Here is a 17,218-nt window from a genome sequence, read left to right on the forward strand (position 1 = left end):
GGGTTTTTTTTTAAAACCCACCGCCCCCGGGGTTTGGGTTCCGTAACAATCAAAACCCCCGCTGGGGGGGGTGCTGGCGCTTTCCAAACCCGCCGCGGCGCTTTGCCGCCGCGCGCCTCTTTTCCAAGGACCGACAGCATGTTTTCAAGCTTTAATAATGAGATCCTATTCGCCGCCCGCCTGCTGCTTGGCGGCGCCTTTGTCTTTGCCGGCCTACGCAACATTCAGAACGCGGCGTTGGTGAGCCAATTGATGACGACGCGCGGCGTGCCGCAGGCGCGGCTGGTGCTGTGGCTGGGGATCGTCCTGCAAATCATCGCCGGAGCGCTGGTGATCGCAGGCATCTGGACCGCTCTGGCGGCGGCATGCCTGATCCTGTTCCTGATTGTCGCTACGCCGATGTTCCATAACTTCTGGGATCATCAGGGCCCGGAGCGCGCGTCCCGCATCAATGGCTTTGTCGGCAACGTGGCGTTGACCGGAGGATTTCTGGCGCTGATCGCGCAACCGCTTTGACAACGACCGTCGCCTGGGGCAGCCGCTTTACGCCGCATACCGCAAACCTCCGTCGCAGGTCAGGACCTGGCCGGTGACGAAGCTGTTCGAAACCAGGAACGCAATTGCCTCGGCGACGTCCTCGGCGCGGCCGATGCGGCCGACCGGCGTCTTGCCGGCATATTCGGCAAACACCGCCTGCCGATGATCGTCGGGCAAAAAATCCCACCATGGCGTGTCGATGACACCCGGTGCCACGACATTGACGCGTAACGGCTTCAGCTCCATCGCCAGGATCGGCACCACGGTCAGTAGCATGCCGTTGACGGCGGCGATGCCGGCGACGCCGGGCGCCGACAACTGCGCCGACACCGCCGAGATGAAAGTCACCGAACCGCTCTTGTTCAGCGTCGGCAAGGCGGCCTGCAGGCAGGAGAGTTGTGGCCGGACCTTCTCGTCGACGCCACCGCCGATGTCGGTCAGGTCAAGTGTTTCAAACGGGCCGAGCCCCTTGCCGCCGCTAGCGGCCAGCACCAGGTGATCGAAAGGGCCGAGATCGCTAAAGAACCGGCGAACCTCGTCCGGCTTCGCGGCGTCGAAGGCAGCTTTTTCGACCGCGCCACCAAGGCTTTGCCATGCGTTGTCGAGCCTTTCCTGGTTGCGCCCGGTGATCGTCACCTTCATGCCCGGGCCGAGCAGCTTTTTCGCGGTGGCGAGGCCGATGCCGGAGGAGCCGCCGACGACCACGGTGTGATTGGTTTTCTCGATCATGAATTTTCTTTCTTCGATGTTGCGGAGGAGCGTGCGAGCCCGACAAGGCCGAGACTCAATTCGCGCAGCTGCTGCCTCGCCTTCGCCTCATAGGCTTGTGCATCGGCGCGGGATTCTCTTTGGCCGTCGAAATAGAGGCCGCTTCGCCCCTCTAGCGCCGGCGATGTGGCGAGGTTGATGATGGCCTCTGCGCCTGTTTCGACGGAGCTCCTGGGTGTGATGCCCGCCTGCCGCACCATCGTAGTGTTCATGTAGCTTGCCGGATGCAGGCTGTTGACCGTGACGCCGGTGCCGTTCAGCTGCTCCGCCAGATCGATGGTGAACATGATCTGCGCCAGCTTGCTCTGGCAGTAGGCACGGACGCCGTCATAGGAGCGGGTCAGCATGACGTCGTCGAAGTCGATCGCCTGCTGGCCGGCCGAGGCGACGTTGACGATGCGCGCCGGCGCGCTGGACTTGAGCAGCGGCAGCAGCTCCGTGGTGAGCAGGAAGCCGGCGAGATAGTTGACGGCAAAGCGCAACTCATAGCCGTCGGCGCTGACCTGCCGTTTCGCGTTTGGGCCGGCGGTGCCGACGCCGGCATTGTTGATGAGGACATCGAGCCGCTTGGTCCTTGCGCGCACGGCCTCGGCGAGGCGGCGGACTTCCGCCAGGGAGGAGAGGTCGGCGACCAGCAGCTCGGCCTTGCCGCCGGCGGCTTCGATTTCGGCCGCGATCGCCTTGCCCCTTGTCGCGTCGCGGCCATGCACAAGGATGCGCGCGCCGCCGGCGCCGAGCCTTTGCGCGACGACGCGGCCGACGCCGTCGGTAGACCCTGTGATGAGGATTGTCTTGTCTTTCAGTTCCATGTTCGGAGCCTCCATCTCGTAGCTCTGAGCGGAAAGATGGGGCACCAGCCACTTGCCAAACAGTTCAAACTTTATCCTGGTATCGGTACTGCTATAATAGCGCCGATGGATTCCCCCACGCATTCCGCCGAAGACAGCCGCCGCCGCGAGCTTGGCGCCTTCCTGCGCTCGCGGCGCGAAAGGCTGACGCCTTCGGCCACCGGCATATCGACCGGATTGCGCCGGCGCACGCCCGGGCTGCGGCGTGAGGAAGTGGCGATGATCGCCGGCGTCGGCACGACCTGGTACACCTGGCTGGAGCAGGGCCGCGACGTTCGGCCATCGGCAGAGGTGCTGACGGCGCTCAGCCGGGCGCTGCGCCTGGACACGGCCGAGCAACGGCATCTGTTCATCCTTGCCGGCCGACCGCAGCCGGAGCGTCGCGTCGACGCGCCGGAAAAAGTCGATAGCCCGTTACTGCACATGCTGCAGAGCCTGGTCCTGCAGCCGGCCTATGTCCTTGGGCGGCGCTGGGACGTGCTGGCCTGGAACTCTGCCGCGGCAGCCGTGTTCGGCGACTATGGTCTGCTGGAGGGCGATGCCCGCAACATCGTCCATATGGTTTTCACCAGCCCGCAGCACCGGCGCCTGCTCGTCGACTGGGAGGAACTGGCGCGTGCCGTGCTGGCGTCATTCCGGGCAGAAAGCGCCAGATATGTCGGCGATCCGGATTTCGAGCGGCTGATCGCGCTGATGACGCGCTCGAGCCCGGAGTTTCGCGCCTGGTGGCCGCTACGCGACGTGGCCCGCAACCTATCGGGTGTGAAGCATGTCCGGCACCCGATAGCGGGCGCCATGGCGTTCGAGCATATGAGCCTGTCGATCGACGACGGCTCGGACATGAAGCTGATCGTCTACACGCCGCTCGCCGAGCAAAACTCGATCGCCAAGCTCGAACAACTGCTGGAGACGCTTCCGGCCGAGCGGCGCAGCGCGTGATGCCCATCGCTTCGCTGAAGCCTCAGCCCTTCGGCTTCAGCCCGTCAATGAACAGTTGCTCGAGAAACCTTGCGGCATCCTCGAAGCGGCCGTCGCCGCCGCGATCGGGGCCGAGCACGGCGCGGACCTGGACGTCGAAATCGGCATAATGCTGCGTCGTCGCCCAGATCGAGAAGATCAGGTGCCAGGGGTCGGTGCGGGCAATCTTGCCGGCGCGCATCCAGCCCTTAATGACGTTGGCCTTCTCGTCGACCAGTGTCTTCAATTCGCCCTCCAGCATCGGCATGATGCGCGGCGCGCCCTGCAGGATCTCGTTGGCGAACAGCCGGCTCTCGCGCGGGAAATCGCGCGCCATTTCGAGCTTGCGCCTGATATAGCTGCGCAGTTCGGTCAAGGGATCGCCAATGTCGTCGAGTTCGCGCAGCGGCGCGAGCCAGGTGTCGAGAAGCCGCTGCATCAGCGTCTCGTGGATGTCCTCCTTGCGGCGGAAGTAATAGAGCAGGTTCGGCTTCGACATGCCGGCGGCTTCGGCGATCTGGTCGATGGTCGAGCCGCGAAAACCGTTGGTGGAGAAGACTTCGAGCGCCGCCTCTAAAATGAGCTCGCGCTTTTCCAGCTGGATGCGGGTGCGGCGAGGAGCGGAGCTTTCGACCGCCCCCGTCACCTCGAAAAACCTTCGCCGCGAGGCGTGTCTGGACCAATTCTCTGGACCAGTTTTTCTCCGCCCTGTGGAGCGCACTTCGAAAGCCGCATTTCCGCTAGTAATCCCTTGACCGCTGATAAGGCGGTGCTAACGTTTGTCCAACCGGTCAAAAATTTGCGTAGCACGAAAACGCAGCAAAGACCAAGTGTTGGAAAGACCAGGCGTTAGCCGCACCGAAACGGGTTACAAGGGGAAGTCTTGGTCATGTCCAACCGGCTGAAAGTCACGCCGAACGATCTCAGCGCATTCTGGATGCCGTTCACGGCAAACCGGCAGTTCAAGCAGGCGCCGCGCATGTTCGTGTCCGCCAAGGACATGCATTACACGACCAGCGACGGGCGCAAGGTTCTCGACGGCACCGCCGGCCTGTGGTGCGTCAATGCCGGCCACTGCCGTCCGAAAATCACCGAGGCGATCCAGAGCCAGGCGGCAGAGCTCGATTATGCGCCGGCGTTCCAGATGGGTCACCCGATCGTGTTCGAGCTTGCAAATCGGCTGGTCGATATCGCGCCGAAGGGCATGGACCATGTGTTCTTCACCAATTCCGGATCGGAATCGGTCGAGACCGCGCTGAAGATGGCCATCGCCTATCACCGCGCAAAAGGCGAGGGCTCGCGCACCCGCCTGATCGGCCGCGAACGCGGCTATCACGGCGTCAATTTCGGCGGCATTTCGGTTGGCGGCATCGTTACAAACCGCAAGATGTTCGGCACGCTGCTCGGCGGGGTCGATCACATGCCACACACCCATCTGCCGGAAAAGAACTCCTTCACCAAGGGCGTGCCCGAGCATGGCGCCGAACTGGCGAACGAATTAGAGCGTATCGTTGCCCTGCACGACGCCTCGACAATCGCCGCCGTCATCGTTGAGCCGGTTGCCGGTTCCACCGGCGTCATCCTGCCGCCGAAGGGCTATTTGCAGAAGCTTCGCGAGATCTGCACCAAGCACGGCATCTTGCTGATTTTCGATGAGGTCATCACCGGCTTCGGCCGTCTCGGCACGCCGTTTGCCGCCGACTATTTCGGCGTCACGCCCGATATCATGACCACCGCCAAAGGCGTCTCCAACGGCGTCATCCCGATGGGCGCGGTGTTCGTGAAGAAGGAAATCCACGACGCCTTCATGACCGGGCCCGAGCACATGATCGAGTTCTTCCACGGCTACACCTATTCGGGCAATCCGATCGCCTGCGCCGCGGCGCTGGGCACGCTCGACACCTACAAGGAAGAGGGGCTGCTGACGCGCGGCGAGGAACTGGCGCCGTACTGGGAGGACGCGCTGCATTCGCTGAAGGGCGAGCCGAACGTCATCGACATCCGCAACATCGGCCTGATCGGCGCGATCGAACTGGCGCCGATCGCCGGGCAGCCGACGAAGCGGGCCTTCTCGGCTTTTGTGAAAGCGTTCGAGCGCGGTGCATTGATCCGAACCACCGGCGACATCATCGCGCTGTCGCCGCCGCTGATCATCACCAAAGGCCAGATCAACGAATTGATCGACCACGTCCGTGATGTGTTGCGATCGATAGACTAGGAAGGGTGTGAATGGCCTCTGCAAAGCGCGAAGCGGCATTGGAGAAGGAAAGGCAGTCTCTCGAGACGGCCTATTTCGATGCTTTACTTGTTGCGCTTCGCGATTGCGCCGACGGTCGATGGGGTCTGTTCGGCCAGAACGAAGGAACCCTTCCGGCACATCTCGAAGATCGTCATTTGCCGGAAAGTGTAAAGCGGCTGGACGCAATAGGAGACGAGCTTGTCTTGGTTCGAGAAAAGATGGGTTTTGCCGACCTCTTTGCTCCTATGCAGCGGCTGGTTGAATTGAGGGCGGAGCAAGGGTCCAATCGTCCAGGAGAACCGCGCCTGGCACAAATGTTCCTCAATGAACTGAAAGCGTAAAGGACTATCCATGGCCGCCCCCGGCGAGAATCTGCGAATCAATTCAGACCGTTTGTGGGATTCGATAATGGGGATGGCGAAGATCGGCCCCGGCATTGCCGGCGGCAATAATCGCCAGACCGTTACCGACGAGGACGGCGAAGGGCGGCACCTGTTCAAGCGCTGGTGCGATGAGGCGGGGCTCGAAATGGGCGTCGACGAGATGGGCACGATGTTTGCCCGCCGCGAAGGCACCGACCCCAGCCTGCCGCCGGTCTATGTCGGCAGCCATCTCGACACCCAGCCGACCGGCGGCAAGTATGACGGCGTGCTCGGCGTGCTCGGCGGCCTGGAGGTCGTGCGCTCGCTCAACGATCTCGGCATCAAGACCAAGCACCCGATCGTCGTCACCAACTGGACCAACGAGGAAGGCGCCCGCTTTGCGCCGGCAATGATGGCGTCCGGGGTATTCGCCGGCGTGCTCGACCAGGCCGACGTCTATTCACATGTCGACAAGGACGGCAAGAAATTCGGCGAGGAACTCGAACGGATCGGCTGGAAGGGCACCGAGAAAGTCGGTGACCGAAAGATCCACGCCTTCTTCGAATTGCATATCGAGCAGGGCCCGATCCTCGAGGACGAGGGCATCGACATCGGTGTCGTCACCCATGGGCAAGGGTTGAAATGGCTGCAGGTGACGCTGACCGGCAAGGAGGCGCACACCGGCTCGACGCCGATGCCGAAGCGGCGCAATGCCGGGCTCGGCATGGCGCGGGTGATCGAATTGGTGCACGAGATCGCCATGGACTACCAACCCGACGCCGTCGGCGCGGTCGGCCATATGGAGGTCTATCCGAACTCGCGCAACATCATCGCCGGGCGCACCGTCTTCACCATCGACATCCGCTCGCCGGAAAAGGAGGTGCTGGACGCCATGGACGGGCGCATCCGCGAAGGCATCGACACGATCTGCGACGCGCTCGATATCAAATATCAAATCGAGCAGGTCGGCCATTTCGACCCGGTCACCTTCGACGCGGGCTGCGTCAAGGCTGTGCGGGATGCGGCGGAGCGCTTGGGATATACGCATCGCAATATCGTCTCGGGCGCCGGCCATGACGCTTGCTGGATCAACCGCGTTGCGCCCACCGCAATGGTGATGTGCCCTTGCGTCGACGGTCTCAGCCACAACGAGGCCGAGGAAATCACCAAGGAATGGGCAGCGGCCGGCGCCGATGTGCTGTTCCATGCGGTGGTCGACACGGCGGTCATTGTCGAATGATGGGATAGCCTCGCAACGCCGCTCACAAGAAGCGCGAGAGAACAAGGGAACAAGAAAATGACCAAAGTCATCAAGAATGGCACCATCGTCACCGCCGACCGGACGTGGAAGGCCGATGTGCTGTTCAAGCACGGCAAGATCATCGGCATCGGACCGGATCTGCATGGCGACCATGAGTTCGACGCCAGCGGCTGCTATGTGATGCCGGGCGGCATCGACCCGCATACCCATCTCGAAATGCCGTTCATGGGCACCTATTCGGCCGATGACTTCGAATCCGGCACCCGCGCGGCCCTTGCAGGCGGCACGACGATGGTCGTCGATTTCTGCCTGCCATCGCCGCAGCAATCGCTGCTCGAGGCCCTGCAGATGTGGGACAACAAGACCTCGAAGGCGTCCTGCGATTATTCCTTCCACATGGCGATCACCTGGTGGGGCAAGCAGGTGTTCGACGAAATGGCCACCGTCGTCGACAGGGGCATTACCTCGTTCAAGCATTTCATGGCCTACAAGGGCGCGCTGATGGTCGACGACGACGAGCTCTATTCGTCGTTCCAGCGCTGCGCCGATCTTGGCGCGCTGCCGCTGGTCCATGCCGAGAATGGCGACGTGGTGGCCGCCCTGTCGCAGAAGCTGCTGGCGGCGGGCAACAACGGCCCGGAGGGGCACGCCTATTCGCGCCCGCCGGAAGTGGAAGGCGAGGCGACCAACCGCGCCATCATGATCGCCGACATGGCTGGCGTGCCGCTGTATGTCGTGCATGTCTCCTGCGAGCAGGCGCACGAGGCCATCCGCCGCGCGCGGCAGAAAGGCATGCGGGTGTTCGGCGAGCCGCTGATCCAGCATCTTACGCTGGACGAGAGCGAGTATTTCAACAAGGACTGGGACCATGCGGCGCGCCGTGTCATGAGCCCGCCCTTCCGCAACAAATGGCACCAGGATTCGCTGTGGGCCGGCCTGCAGGCCGGGTCGCTGCAAGTGGTGGCGACCGACCATTGTGCCTTCACCACCAAACAGAAGCGCAACGGCGTCGGCGACTTCACCAAGATTCCGAATGGCACCGGCGGGCTCGAGGATCGTTTGCCGGTACTGTGGACGACCGGCGTCAACACCGGCCGGCTGACGATGAACGAGTTCGTCGCGGTGACCTCGACCAACATCGCCAAGATACTCAACATGTACCCGAAGAAGGGCGCCATCGTCGAAGGCGCGGACGCCGACATCCTCGTCTGGGACCCGAAGCGCAAGAAGAAGATCACGGCCAAGAAGCAGCAGTCGGTGATCGACTACAACGTCTTCGAAGGTTTCGAGGTGACCGGCCTGCCGCGCTTCGTCTTTTCGCGCGGCGAACTGTCCATCGAGGAAAACGAAGTCAAGGCAAAGCCCGGCCATGGCGAGTTCGTCGCTCGTGAGCCGAACGCGGCGGTCAACCGGGCACTGTCGACCTGGAAGGAGATTTCCGCGCCGCGCAAGGTGGAACGTACAGGCATCCCGGCGACGGGCGTTTGAGCTTGGCGAGCCACGGTGCGATTATCTCACTGGCCGCGGTGATCCTTGCCGCCCGGCCGGCGGCGGCTGACGTCCTTGCCGGCTCCTATGGCAATGGGGTCGGTTGCGCTGGCGTACGGCTCGGTTATCAGGACAGCGACGATTATGTCGTGCTGACCGCCGACGGCGTCGAAACCTATGGCAGCGGCTGCGAGTTCGCACGGCGATTGACGACGATGCCTGGCACCCAGTTGTTGAACTCCACCTGTTTCGCCGAGGGCGAGGAGGGGACGACCACGGATGCCGTCAAGGTCGTCAACAAAGGAGGGGATGGTTTCTTCGTGACCATTCCCGGCCTTGAGGAGATAGGGCCGCTGAAATCATGTTCGTGACGGTGCCGATGACGGCCGCCGCCTCGATGCCGGCTTCAGGCGACCAACCCGTCCAGTGCCGGCAGCAGGACGACGCTTTCCTGTTCGTTGGGATCGGTGCGGGCAATGACCGCCGAGGCGGGGCTGTCGCTCAGATTGGCCGGCAGATGCGGCACGCCGGCCGGAATGTAGAAAAGATCGCCGGCCTTGACCACGATATGCTGTTCAAGCCGGTCGCCATACCAGGTATGGACTTCGCCGGAGAGCACATAGATCGCGGTTTCATGGTTTTCGTGCAAATGCGCCTTGGCGCGGGCACCCGGCGGCATGGTCAGCAGATGCATGCAGATGCCGGACGAGCCGACTGTTTCGGCGGCGATGCCGGCAAAATAACTCAGGCCCTGTTTGCCTTCATAAGAGCTTTCAGGGCGGATAAGATGGCACGTCGGTTTGGGCGACATCGGGGTAACTCCGGGCGTCTATCTGATGGGACAAGGGCGCGTCGATTTGGGGCGAGTAGGACTGGGCGAGTGGAAAGCAACATCGGGGTAAAATCAATGGGATTCCGGCCGGCGCCGCAGTGGCCGGAAGCGACAGGCTACGGCCGATGACGGGAGTATCGCCAGCCGTTGTTTTGGCAAGCAAGCTTGGCCTGACCTTCCAGACCAACGATGGTCCGGTGCAGGCGCTGTCTAATGTCGACCTGACCATCGGCAAGGGCGAATTCGTGTCCTTCATCGGGCCCTCCGGCTGCGGCAAGACAACCTTGCTGCGCGTGATCGCCGATCTGGAGAAGCCGACATCGGGAGCCATCTCCGTCAACGGCATGACGCCCGAGCAGGCGCGCCAGAGCCGCGCCTATGGCTATGTCTTTCAGGCGGCCGCACTTTATCCGTGGCGCACGATCGAGCGCAACGTGGCGCTGCCGCTGGAGATCATGGGCCTGTCCAGGGCGGAGCAGGCGGCGCGCATCAAGCGAACCCTCGACCTCGTCAACCTCAGCGGCTTCGAGAAGAAATACCCCTGGCAGCTCTCGGGCGGCATGCAGCAGCGCGCCTCGATCGCGCGGGCGCTCGCCTTCGACGCCGACCTTTTGTTGATGGACGAGCCGTTCGGCGCGCTCGACGAGATCGTGCGCGATCACCTCAACGAACAGTTGCTGGAGCTTTGGGAACGAACCAACAAGACCATCTGCTTCGTCACGCATTCGATCCCCGAGGCGGTGTATCTGTCGACGCGCATCGTCGTCATGTCGCCGCGCCCGGGGCGTGTCAGCGACGTCATAGAATCGACGCTGCCGAAAAAGCGGCCGCTCGATATCCGCGAGACGCCGGAGTTCCTGGCCATCGCCGCGCGGGTGCGGGACGGGCTGAGGGCGGGGCACAGCTATGATGATTGAGGCGGCGCGGAACGGGCTTGCGCGTTCGGAGGTGCATCGCCCTCGCGAGGGAGGCGCTAACCGTGCATTCGTCATCCTAGGGCGGAGCCGCCGCGAAGCGGCGTGCGCAGACCCTAGGATCCATGCCGTGACGTCGGCCGAAACGCGCAAGCGGTCGAGAATAAGCGCCGGGCAAGCCAGCGCAAGCGCCGTTCCTTCCAGAGAGGGAGCTATTTTCAGCACCGCTTCGGAACGGGAAGGTAACGGAATGGATCCTAGGGTCTGCGCCGCGTCGCTTCGCTCCTCGCTGCGCCCTAGGATGACGAAGGGGTGGTTGGGGGCGCCCTTTACGCACGCCGCTTCGCGGCTGCTCCGCCCTTCGAAAGAAACGAATGCCGGGGCGAAAGTGCCCGGCCTCCGCTTCGCTCCAGCCACCCTCTCCCCGTTGGGGAGAGGAGGGCGCTTACCCGGCGAGGCCTGCTAGAATGGACTCGTTTCGCGACAAGATCGTTCCGGTGACCTCGATCCTTCTGGGCGTTGTCGTCGTCTGGTACGTCATGGCTGTCGTCCTTAACACGCCGTTCCAGCGCGATCTCGACCGCCGCGCCAATCAGACACCGGGTATTGTGGAATTCATCGGTAAGACGCTGGCGCAGCCGAAGCCGACGCTGCCGGCGCCGCATCAGGTGGCAGTGAATTTCTTCGAAAACACCTTTCTGCGCAGCATCACCTCGAACCGCAGCCTTGTCTACAATGCCTGGGTGACGCTGTCGTCGACGCTGCTCGGCTTTGCCTTCGGCACGGCGCTCGGCATCGTCATCGCCGTCGGCATCGTGCATGTGGCGACGCTCGACCGCAGCCTGATGCCGTGGATCATTGCCTCGCAGACCATTCCGATCCTGGCGGTGGCACCGATGATCATCGTTGTGCTGGCCGCTGTCGGCATCACCGGGCTGATCCCGAAGGCGCTGATCTCGACCTATCTGTCGTTCTTCCCGGTGGCGGTCGGCATGGTGAAGGGGCTTCGCTCGCCCGAGCTTACCCATCTCGACCTGATGCACACCTATAATGCCAGTCCTTCGCAGACCTTCTGGAAATTGCGGGTGCCGGCCTCGGTGCCGTTCCTGTTCACCTCGATGAAGGTGGCGGTGGCCGCCAGCCTGGTCGGCGCCATCGTCGGCGAGCTGCCGACCGGCGCCGTCGCCGGCATCGGCGCCAAACTGCTCGCCGGCGCCTACTACAGCCAGACCATCGACATCTGGTCGGCGCTGGTTGCCGGGTCGGTGGTCGCGGCGCTGCTGGTTATGCTGGTCGGCATTGCCGGGCGCCTTGTCGACCGCGCCATGGGCGGGAGGCCGGCATGAGCTCGCTCCTGAGCCTTTCCTCAATCACGCCTCGATCCTGGCAGGGGTATGCCGCGCTTGTCCTGTTTGTCGGCGCGCTGCTTGTTTTGCCGCTCGTCAGTGCTACGCCCGGTTACGGCATGGCGACTACGGTTTCGATTTTCATTCTGCTGCTCGTGGCAATCGAGGCCGACAACTTTCCACCGATGATCGGGGTGGTGTTGCTGTTCCTTGGCGCGCATGGCGCGGCGTGGATGCTGCTCGCCGGCATAACCGGCAATGAGGGCAGCGCTCGCGCATCGTTCTATCTGCTGCTCGCCGCCGCGTGGTTTTTGGCCTGGCGCTGCGTAACCGTGTTGTCGTCGTTTCGCCCGATATCGCGCTGGGCGTCAACCGCCCTGCGCCTGATCATTCCGGCCATCTTCGGCGCCTGGATCCTGATCATCTGGGAAGCGGTGACGCGCGGTGCCGGCATTCCCTTTATCCTGTTGCCGCCGCCAAGCGCCATCGGTGCCCGCATCGTCGGCTCGCTGCCGGTGCTGGGGGCCGATGTCAGGCAGACCATCTTCAAGGCGGTCATCTTCGGCTATGTAGTGGGGAGCAGCGCCGGCTTCCTCGTTGCCATCGCCGCCGACCGCGTGCCGTTCCTGCGGCGCGGGCTTTTGCCGATCGGCAACATGGTGTCGGCGCTGCCGATCATCGGCGTCGCGCCGATCATGGTCATGTGGTTCGGCTTCGACTGGCAGTCGAAGGCAGCGGTGGTCATCATCATGACCTTCTTCCCGATGCTGGTGAACACCGTCGCCGGGCTTGCCGCCTCCGGCCATATGGAGCGCGACCTGATGCGCACCTATGCCTCGAGCTATTGGCAGACGCTGTTCAAGCTGCGGCTGCCGGCGGCCGCGCCCTTCATCTTCAATGCGTTGAAGATCAATTCGACGCTGGCGCTGATCGGCGCCATCGTCGCCGAGTTCTTCGGCACCCCGGTGGTCGGCATGGGGTTCCGCATTTCGACGGAAGTCGGCCGGATGAACATCGACATGGTGTGGGCCGAAATCGCAGTTGCAGCACTTGCGGGTTCGGTCTTTTATGGCGTGGTCGCTCTTTTCGAAAGAGCAATCACGTTTTGGCATCCCTCTGTCCGTGGTGGATAGGGCGGTGGGTTTAGGGCGCTAACTTCAGAGGGTAAAACATGAAAAGACTTGTTGTTTCGATGCTGGCCGGCGCGATGTCGCTTGCCGCGTTCCAGGCGATGGCCGCAGACAAGGTGACACTGCAGCTGAAATGGGTCACCCAGGCACAGTTTGCCGGCTATTATGTCGCCAAGGACAAGGGCTTCTATGAGGCCGAAGGCCTCGACGTCGAGATCAAGCCCGGCGGTCCCGATATTGCGCCGGAGCAGGTCATCGCCGGCGGCGGTGCCGACGTCATCGTCGACTGGATGGGCGGCGCGCTGGCTGCCCGCGAAAAGGGCGTGCCGCTGGTCAACATCGCCCAGCCGTTCAAGAAAGCCGGTATGGAGCTGGTCTGCCCGAAGGACGGGCCGGTCAAGACAGAAGCCGACTTCAAGGGCCACACGCTCGGCGTCTGGTTCTTCGGCAACGAGTATCCGTTCTATGCCTGGATGAACAAGCTTGGCCTCAAGACCGATGGCGGGCCGGACGGCGTCACCGTGCTTAAGCAGAGCTTTGACGTGCAGCCGCTGATCCAGAAGCAGGCGGATTGCATTTCGGTGATGACCTATAACGAGTACTGGCAGCTCATCGACGCCGGCTACAAGCCGGAAGAGCTGACCGTCTTCAACTATTCCGCCATGGGCAACGATCTGCTCGAAGACGGGCTCTATGCCCTGGAGGACAAGCTCAAGGATCCGGCCTTCGAGGACAAGATGGTGCGTTTCGTGCGCGCTTCGATGAAGGGTTGGAAATACGCCGTCGACAATTCCGACGAAGCGGCTGGCATCGTCATGGACAATGGCGGCCAGGACGAGAATCACCAGAAACGCATGATGGGCGAAGTCGCCAAGCTGATCGACAATGCCGATGGCAAGCTCGATCCGGCGACCTACGAGCGCACCGCCAAGGCGCTGCTCGACCAGAAGATCATCAGCAAGGAGCCTACCGGCGCCTACACGACGGCGATCACCGACAAGGCCATCAAATAGGGCTGTCAAACTGGCTTGTAGCGGAAAAGGGGCGGGCGACCGCCCCTTTTTAGTGGGATGTAAAATGAACGTTACCGGCGGAAACATCCGCTCGCAAAATCGTTGTGCCGGTGCATCCGCCTCAAGGGTGTCACAACGGAGGTTTCCATGCGCATCCAGTCCTTCACGCCGATGCTTTCGGCGCTGGCCATTTCTGCAGCCATCTTCTCTGCTTCACCGGCCTTGGCCGAAATCATAAAGATGACGGCGACGCTCGATGGTGCTCAGCAGAGCCCACCCGTCACAACGAAGGGCAAGGGCACCGCCACGCTCAGGTTCAACACCACAACCAAGAAACTCAGCTGGACAGTGAGATATTCCGGCCTCAGCGGGCCGGCGAAGGCCGCACACATTCACGGCCCGGCGGCAAAGGGCGAAAACGCCGACCCGGTGATACCGTTCGAAGGCAAGCTGAGGAGCCCGATCAAGGGCTCGGCGACGTTGACCGATGCCCAGGCGACCGATTTGGAGGCGGGCAAGTACTACGTCAACATCCACACTGCGGCCCACGCGGATGGCGAGATCCGCGGGCAGATCGAAAAGGCGCCGTCGACGATGTAGCGCAGCGATCATAGCGCTGCATCAACCTGTTGAAGTTTGGGAAGGGATTCGACCTTCCCGTTGGCGCTCAGGCCCTGTCCCGTATCTGGGTCATGGTCCGCGTCGGCGTGATTGCCTCGGGATCGAGCCTGATCTCGACGATCGACGGTTTGCCGCTGGCGCGGGCGCGTTCGAAGGCCGGCGCGAAGTCGGCGGTCCTCTCGACTGTTTCGCCATGACCGCCATAGGCACGCGCGAGCGCCGCGAAGTCGGGATTCTTCAAATCCGTGGCGACGACACGGCCGGGATATTCGCGCTCCTGGTGCATGCGGATCGTGCCGTAGATGCCGTTGTTGACGACAATGACGATAATCGGCAGTGCGTATTGCACGGCGGTGGCGAATTCCTGGCCGTTCATCAGGAAACAGCCGTCGCCGGCGAAGGCGATCACGTCGCGGTCGGGGAAAAGCTGCTTGGCGGCGACCGCCGCCGGCGTGCCGTAGCCCATCGAGCCGGATGTGGGTGCTGCCTGCGTGCCGAAACGCCGGAAGCGATGGTAACGATGCACCCAGGTGGCGTAGTTGCCGGCACCGTTGGTGAGGATGGCGTCGTCAGGCAGCATCGTTTCGAGATAATTCATGATCAGCCCCATCTGGACGGTGCCGGGGCCGCTCTCCGGAGGCGTCGACCAGTCGAGATAAGCGGCGTGCAGCTTCGCTGCCTCAGCCGCCCACACCGGCCCCGCGGCCGGCTTGCGTCGGGCAAAGGCTTCGACGAAAGCGGCAGGCGAGGCATTAATCGCCAGCGCCGGCCGATAGACGCGGCCGAGCTCGCCGGCGTCGGCATGGACATGGACCAGTGTCTGGTCGGGGTAGGGGCTCTTCAGCAGCGTGTAGTCGGATGACGGCATCTCGCCCATACGGCCGCCGATGAGCAGCACAAGGTCGGCCTGCTTGATGGCGGTTGCTACCTTGGGGTTGATCCCGATGCCGACATCGCCGGCATAGTTCGGGTGGAGATGGTCGAACAGCATCTGGCGGCGGAAGGAGCAGCCGACCGGCAGCGACCAGGCTTCGGCTATCGTCCGCATCCGTGCAACGGCCGGCGCGTCCCAGCGCGTACCGCCGAGGATGACGAAGGGCCGCTTTGCCTTGTTGAGCAACCCTTCCAGCGCGTCGAGCTCGACTTCGCCGGGCCGCGTCTCGACAGGGGTGTAATGCTGGGCTTCCGGTGCCTCGGCGAGGCTGGTCAGCATGTCCTCGGGCAGCGAGATGACGACCGGGCCGGGCCGGCCGGAGGTCGCCACCGAAAAGGCCCGCGTGACGAATTCAGGGATGCGTGCGGCGTCGTCGATCTCGACCACCCATTTGGCGATATCGCCGAAGAACCTGACGTAGTCGACTTCCTGGAAGGCCTCGCGCCCCTTGGCGTGGCTGGCGACCTGGCCGATGAACAGGATGAGGGGGACCGAATCCTGCATCGCGATGTGGATGCCGGCCGAGGCATTGGTGGCGCCGGGGCCGCGGGTGACGAAGCAGATGCCGGGCCTGCCGGTCAGGCGGCCGTGGCAGTCGGCCATCATCGCGGCACCACCCTCCTGGCGGCAGACGATGGTGCGGATCGGTGAATCATGCAGCGCGTCGAGCACCGCCAGATAGGATTCGCCGGGTACGCAATAGATACGGTCCGTTCCGTTGGTTTCGAGCGCATCGACGATGAGTTGTCCGCCGGTCTTCATTTTCCTGACCTCTCCAGTTCGGCAAGGATTTCTTCGGTGTGTTCGCCGAGACGCGGTGACGGACGTTCATAGACCAGCGGCGTGCCGGACATGACCATCGGCGCCCGCACCGAGGGCAAGAGATTGCCATGGCCGTCATTGAGGTCGAGCCGCATGCCGCGCGCGATAGTCTGCGGGTCGGCAAACATCTGGCCTATGTTGTTGATCGGGCTGGCCGGCACGCCGGCGGCTTCGAGCCTGGCCAGCAGCGGATCGCGATCGAAGGCCTTCAGCGCCTCGATCATGTGCTCGCGCAGCTTCGCCCGGTTGGCGACGCGGGCTGGATTGGTAGCGAAGTCAGGGTTCGACGCCAGCTCGTCGAGGCCGACGGCAGCGCAGAACTTTGCGAACTGGCCGTCATTGCCGACCGCCAGGATGATGTGGCCATTTTTCACCGGCACCACTTCGTAGGGCGCGATGTTCATATGCGCATTGCCCATCTGCACCGGCGACTGTCCGGAGACGAGGTAGTTGAGGTTCTGGTTGCCGAGCGTCGAGATCTGGGTGTCGTAGAGCGCCATGTCGATATGCTGGCCTTCGCCGGTCTTCTCGGCATGGCGAAGCGCCGCCTGGATGGCGATGACCGAATAAAGCCCGGTGAAAACATCTGATATAGCGACGCCCGCCTTTTGAGGTTCGCGCCCGGCTTCGCCGGTGATCGACATCATGCCGGCCATGCCCTGGATGATGAAATCATAGCCGGCGCGCGGCGCATACGGCCCCGACTGGCCAAAACCGGTGATCGAGCAATAGATCAGCCGTGGGTTGATTTTCCTCAGGCTGTCATAATCGAGGCCGTATTTCTTCAGTCCGCCGACCTTGAAGTTTTCGATCAGCACATCCGATGTCGCGACCAGCCGGCGCACCGTCTCGGCGCCCTCGGGCGTCGAGAAATCGATGGCGATGGAGCGCTTGCCGCGGTTGCAGGAATGGTAATAAGCGGCTGAAAGGTTCTCGCCGTCATGGCCGATGACGAAGGGCGGTCCCCATTTGCGGGTGTCGTCGCCACCGTCCGGGCTCTCGACCTTGATCACGTCGGCGCCGAGGTCGGCAAGCAGCTGTCCGGCCCATGGCCCGGCGAGGATGCGTGCGAGTTCGATGACGCGGATGCCTTTGAGCGGAGGCTCAGTCATGGATCACCGTGGTTGATCGAAAGTGCAGCCTCTA

Annotated in this window: 18 protein-coding genes; 12 read left to right on the forward strand and 6 right to left on the reverse strand. The window is 63.0% G+C overall.

Going from position 1 to position 17,218, the window contains the following annotated elements; genetic code table 11:
- Positions 1-138 precede the first annotated feature (138 nt).
- On the forward strand, positions 139-516 hold the full coding sequence (locus NKH83_RS26615) for a DoxX family protein (RefSeq protein WP_352475415.1): 378 nt from the start codon (positions 139-141) through the stop codon (positions 514-516).
- A gap of 27 nt (positions 517-543) precedes the next feature.
- Here NKH83_RS26615 and NKH83_RS26620 read toward each other — a convergent pair whose 3' ends face one another.
- Positions 544-1,266, reverse strand: coding sequence for an SDR family oxidoreductase (locus tag NKH83_RS26620; protein ID WP_352799456.1), 723 nt, complete (start codon positions 1,264-1,266; stop codon positions 544-546).
- On the reverse strand, positions 1,263-2,114 hold the full coding sequence (locus NKH83_RS26625; RefSeq protein WP_352799458.1) for an SDR family NAD(P)-dependent oxidoreductase: 852 nt from the start codon (positions 2,112-2,114) through the stop codon (positions 1,263-1,265). The genes NKH83_RS26620 and NKH83_RS26625 overlap by 4 nt, the downstream gene beginning before the upstream one ends.
- Positions 2,115-2,219: 105 nt before the next feature.
- On the opposite strand from NKH83_RS26625, the gene NKH83_RS26630 reads away from it, so the two are divergent.
- Complete coding sequence (locus tag NKH83_RS26630; protein WP_352808113.1) at positions 2,220-3,092, forward strand: helix-turn-helix transcriptional regulator; 873 nt, start codon at positions 2,220-2,222, stop codon at positions 3,090-3,092.
- Between the two features lie 22 nt (positions 3,093-3,114).
- Here the strand turns inward: NKH83_RS26630 and NKH83_RS26635 are convergent, their stop codons facing one another.
- Complete coding sequence (locus NKH83_RS26635; RefSeq protein ID WP_254819042.1) at positions 3,115-3,756, reverse strand: TetR family transcriptional regulator C-terminal domain-containing protein; 642 nt, start codon at positions 3,754-3,756, stop codon at positions 3,115-3,117.
- 243 nt (positions 3,757-3,999) lie between these two features.
- Between NKH83_RS26635 and aptA the strand changes: the two genes are divergently transcribed.
- Genes aptA through NKH83_RS26660 form a run of 5 tightly spaced genes read left to right on the forward strand, consistent with a single transcriptional unit; the run spans position 4,000 to position 8,831 of the window.
- Complete coding sequence (gene aptA, locus NKH83_RS26640) at positions 4,000-5,328, forward strand: omega-aminotransferase AptA (RefSeq protein ID WP_352799460.1); 1,329 nt, start codon at positions 4,000-4,002, stop codon at positions 5,326-5,328.
- Positions 5,329-5,339: 11 nt separating this feature from the next.
- The gene (locus NKH83_RS26645; RefSeq protein WP_352475409.1) at positions 5,340-5,690 is read left to right on the forward strand and encodes a hypothetical protein; all 351 of its coding nucleotides are present in this window, start codon (positions 5,340-5,342) and stop codon (positions 5,688-5,690) included.
- A 10-nt stretch (positions 5,691-5,700) separates the two neighbouring features.
- Positions 5,701-6,951: a Zn-dependent hydrolase gene (locus NKH83_RS26650; protein WP_352808114.1), complete on the forward strand. Its 1,251-nt coding sequence runs from the start codon at positions 5,701-5,703 to the stop codon at positions 6,949-6,951.
- 57 nt (positions 6,952-7,008) lie between these two features.
- Complete coding sequence (gene hydA, locus NKH83_RS26655) at positions 7,009-8,460, forward strand: dihydropyrimidinase (protein WP_352475407.1); 1,452 nt, start codon at positions 7,009-7,011, stop codon at positions 8,458-8,460.
- Between the two features lie 2 nt (positions 8,461-8,462).
- Positions 8,463-8,831 (forward strand): hypothetical protein, encoded by a 369-nt coding sequence (locus NKH83_RS26660; RefSeq protein ID WP_352475406.1) that lies wholly within the window; start codon positions 8,463-8,465, stop codon positions 8,829-8,831.
- Positions 8,832-8,866: 35 nt separating this feature from the next.
- Here NKH83_RS26660 and NKH83_RS26665 read toward each other — a convergent pair whose 3' ends face one another.
- Positions 8,867-9,271, reverse strand: coding sequence for a cupin domain-containing protein (locus NKH83_RS26665; protein WP_254819033.1), 405 nt, complete (start codon positions 9,269-9,271; stop codon positions 8,867-8,869).
- A 146-nt stretch (positions 9,272-9,417) separates the two neighbouring features.
- On the opposite strand from NKH83_RS26665, the gene NKH83_RS26670 reads away from it, so the two are divergent.
- The 5 genes from NKH83_RS26670 to NKH83_RS26690 all read left to right on the forward strand — a co-directional run bounded on the left by NKH83_RS26670 (position 9,418) and on the right by NKH83_RS26690 (position 14,295).
- Positions 9,418-10,209: an ABC transporter ATP-binding protein gene (locus NKH83_RS26670; protein ID WP_352475405.1), complete on the forward strand. Its 792-nt coding sequence runs from the start codon at positions 9,418-9,420 to the stop codon at positions 10,207-10,209.
- A gap of 464 nt (positions 10,210-10,673) precedes the next feature.
- On the forward strand, positions 10,674-11,552 hold the full coding sequence (locus tag NKH83_RS26675) for an ABC transporter permease (RefSeq protein ID WP_352475404.1): 879 nt from the start codon (positions 10,674-10,676) through the stop codon (positions 11,550-11,552).
- Positions 11,549-12,685 (forward strand): ABC transporter permease, encoded by a 1,137-nt coding sequence (locus NKH83_RS26680; protein ID WP_352475403.1) that lies wholly within the window; start codon positions 11,549-11,551, stop codon positions 12,683-12,685. Before NKH83_RS26675 ends, NKH83_RS26680 begins: the two co-directional genes overlap by 4 nt.
- Before the next feature lie 38 nt (positions 12,686-12,723).
- Positions 12,724-13,695 (forward strand): ABC transporter substrate-binding protein, encoded by a 972-nt coding sequence (locus NKH83_RS26685; protein WP_254819029.1) that lies wholly within the window; start codon positions 12,724-12,726, stop codon positions 13,693-13,695.
- A gap of 147 nt (positions 13,696-13,842) precedes the next feature.
- On the forward strand, positions 13,843-14,295 hold the full coding sequence (locus NKH83_RS26690) for a CHRD domain-containing protein (RefSeq protein WP_352475402.1): 453 nt from the start codon (positions 13,843-13,845) through the stop codon (positions 14,293-14,295).
- A 67-nt stretch (positions 14,296-14,362) separates the two neighbouring features.
- On the opposite strand, the gene NKH83_RS26695 is transcribed toward NKH83_RS26690, so the two are convergent.
- On the reverse strand, positions 14,363-16,012 hold the full coding sequence (locus NKH83_RS26695) for a thiamine pyrophosphate-binding protein (RefSeq protein ID WP_352808115.1): 1,650 nt from the start codon (positions 16,010-16,012) through the stop codon (positions 14,363-14,365).
- Positions 16,009-17,184 (reverse strand): CaiB/BaiF CoA transferase family protein, encoded by a 1,176-nt coding sequence (locus tag NKH83_RS26700; RefSeq protein WP_352475400.1) that lies wholly within the window; start codon positions 17,182-17,184, stop codon positions 16,009-16,011. Before NKH83_RS26700 ends, NKH83_RS26695 begins: the two co-directional genes overlap by 4 nt.
- Positions 17,185-17,218 lie beyond the last annotated feature (34 nt).

The organism is Mesorhizobium sp. M0909 (assembly GCF_040319515.1).
In the GTDB taxonomy this organism is placed as follows: Bacteria; Pseudomonadota; Alphaproteobacteria; order Rhizobiales; family Rhizobiaceae; genus Mesorhizobium.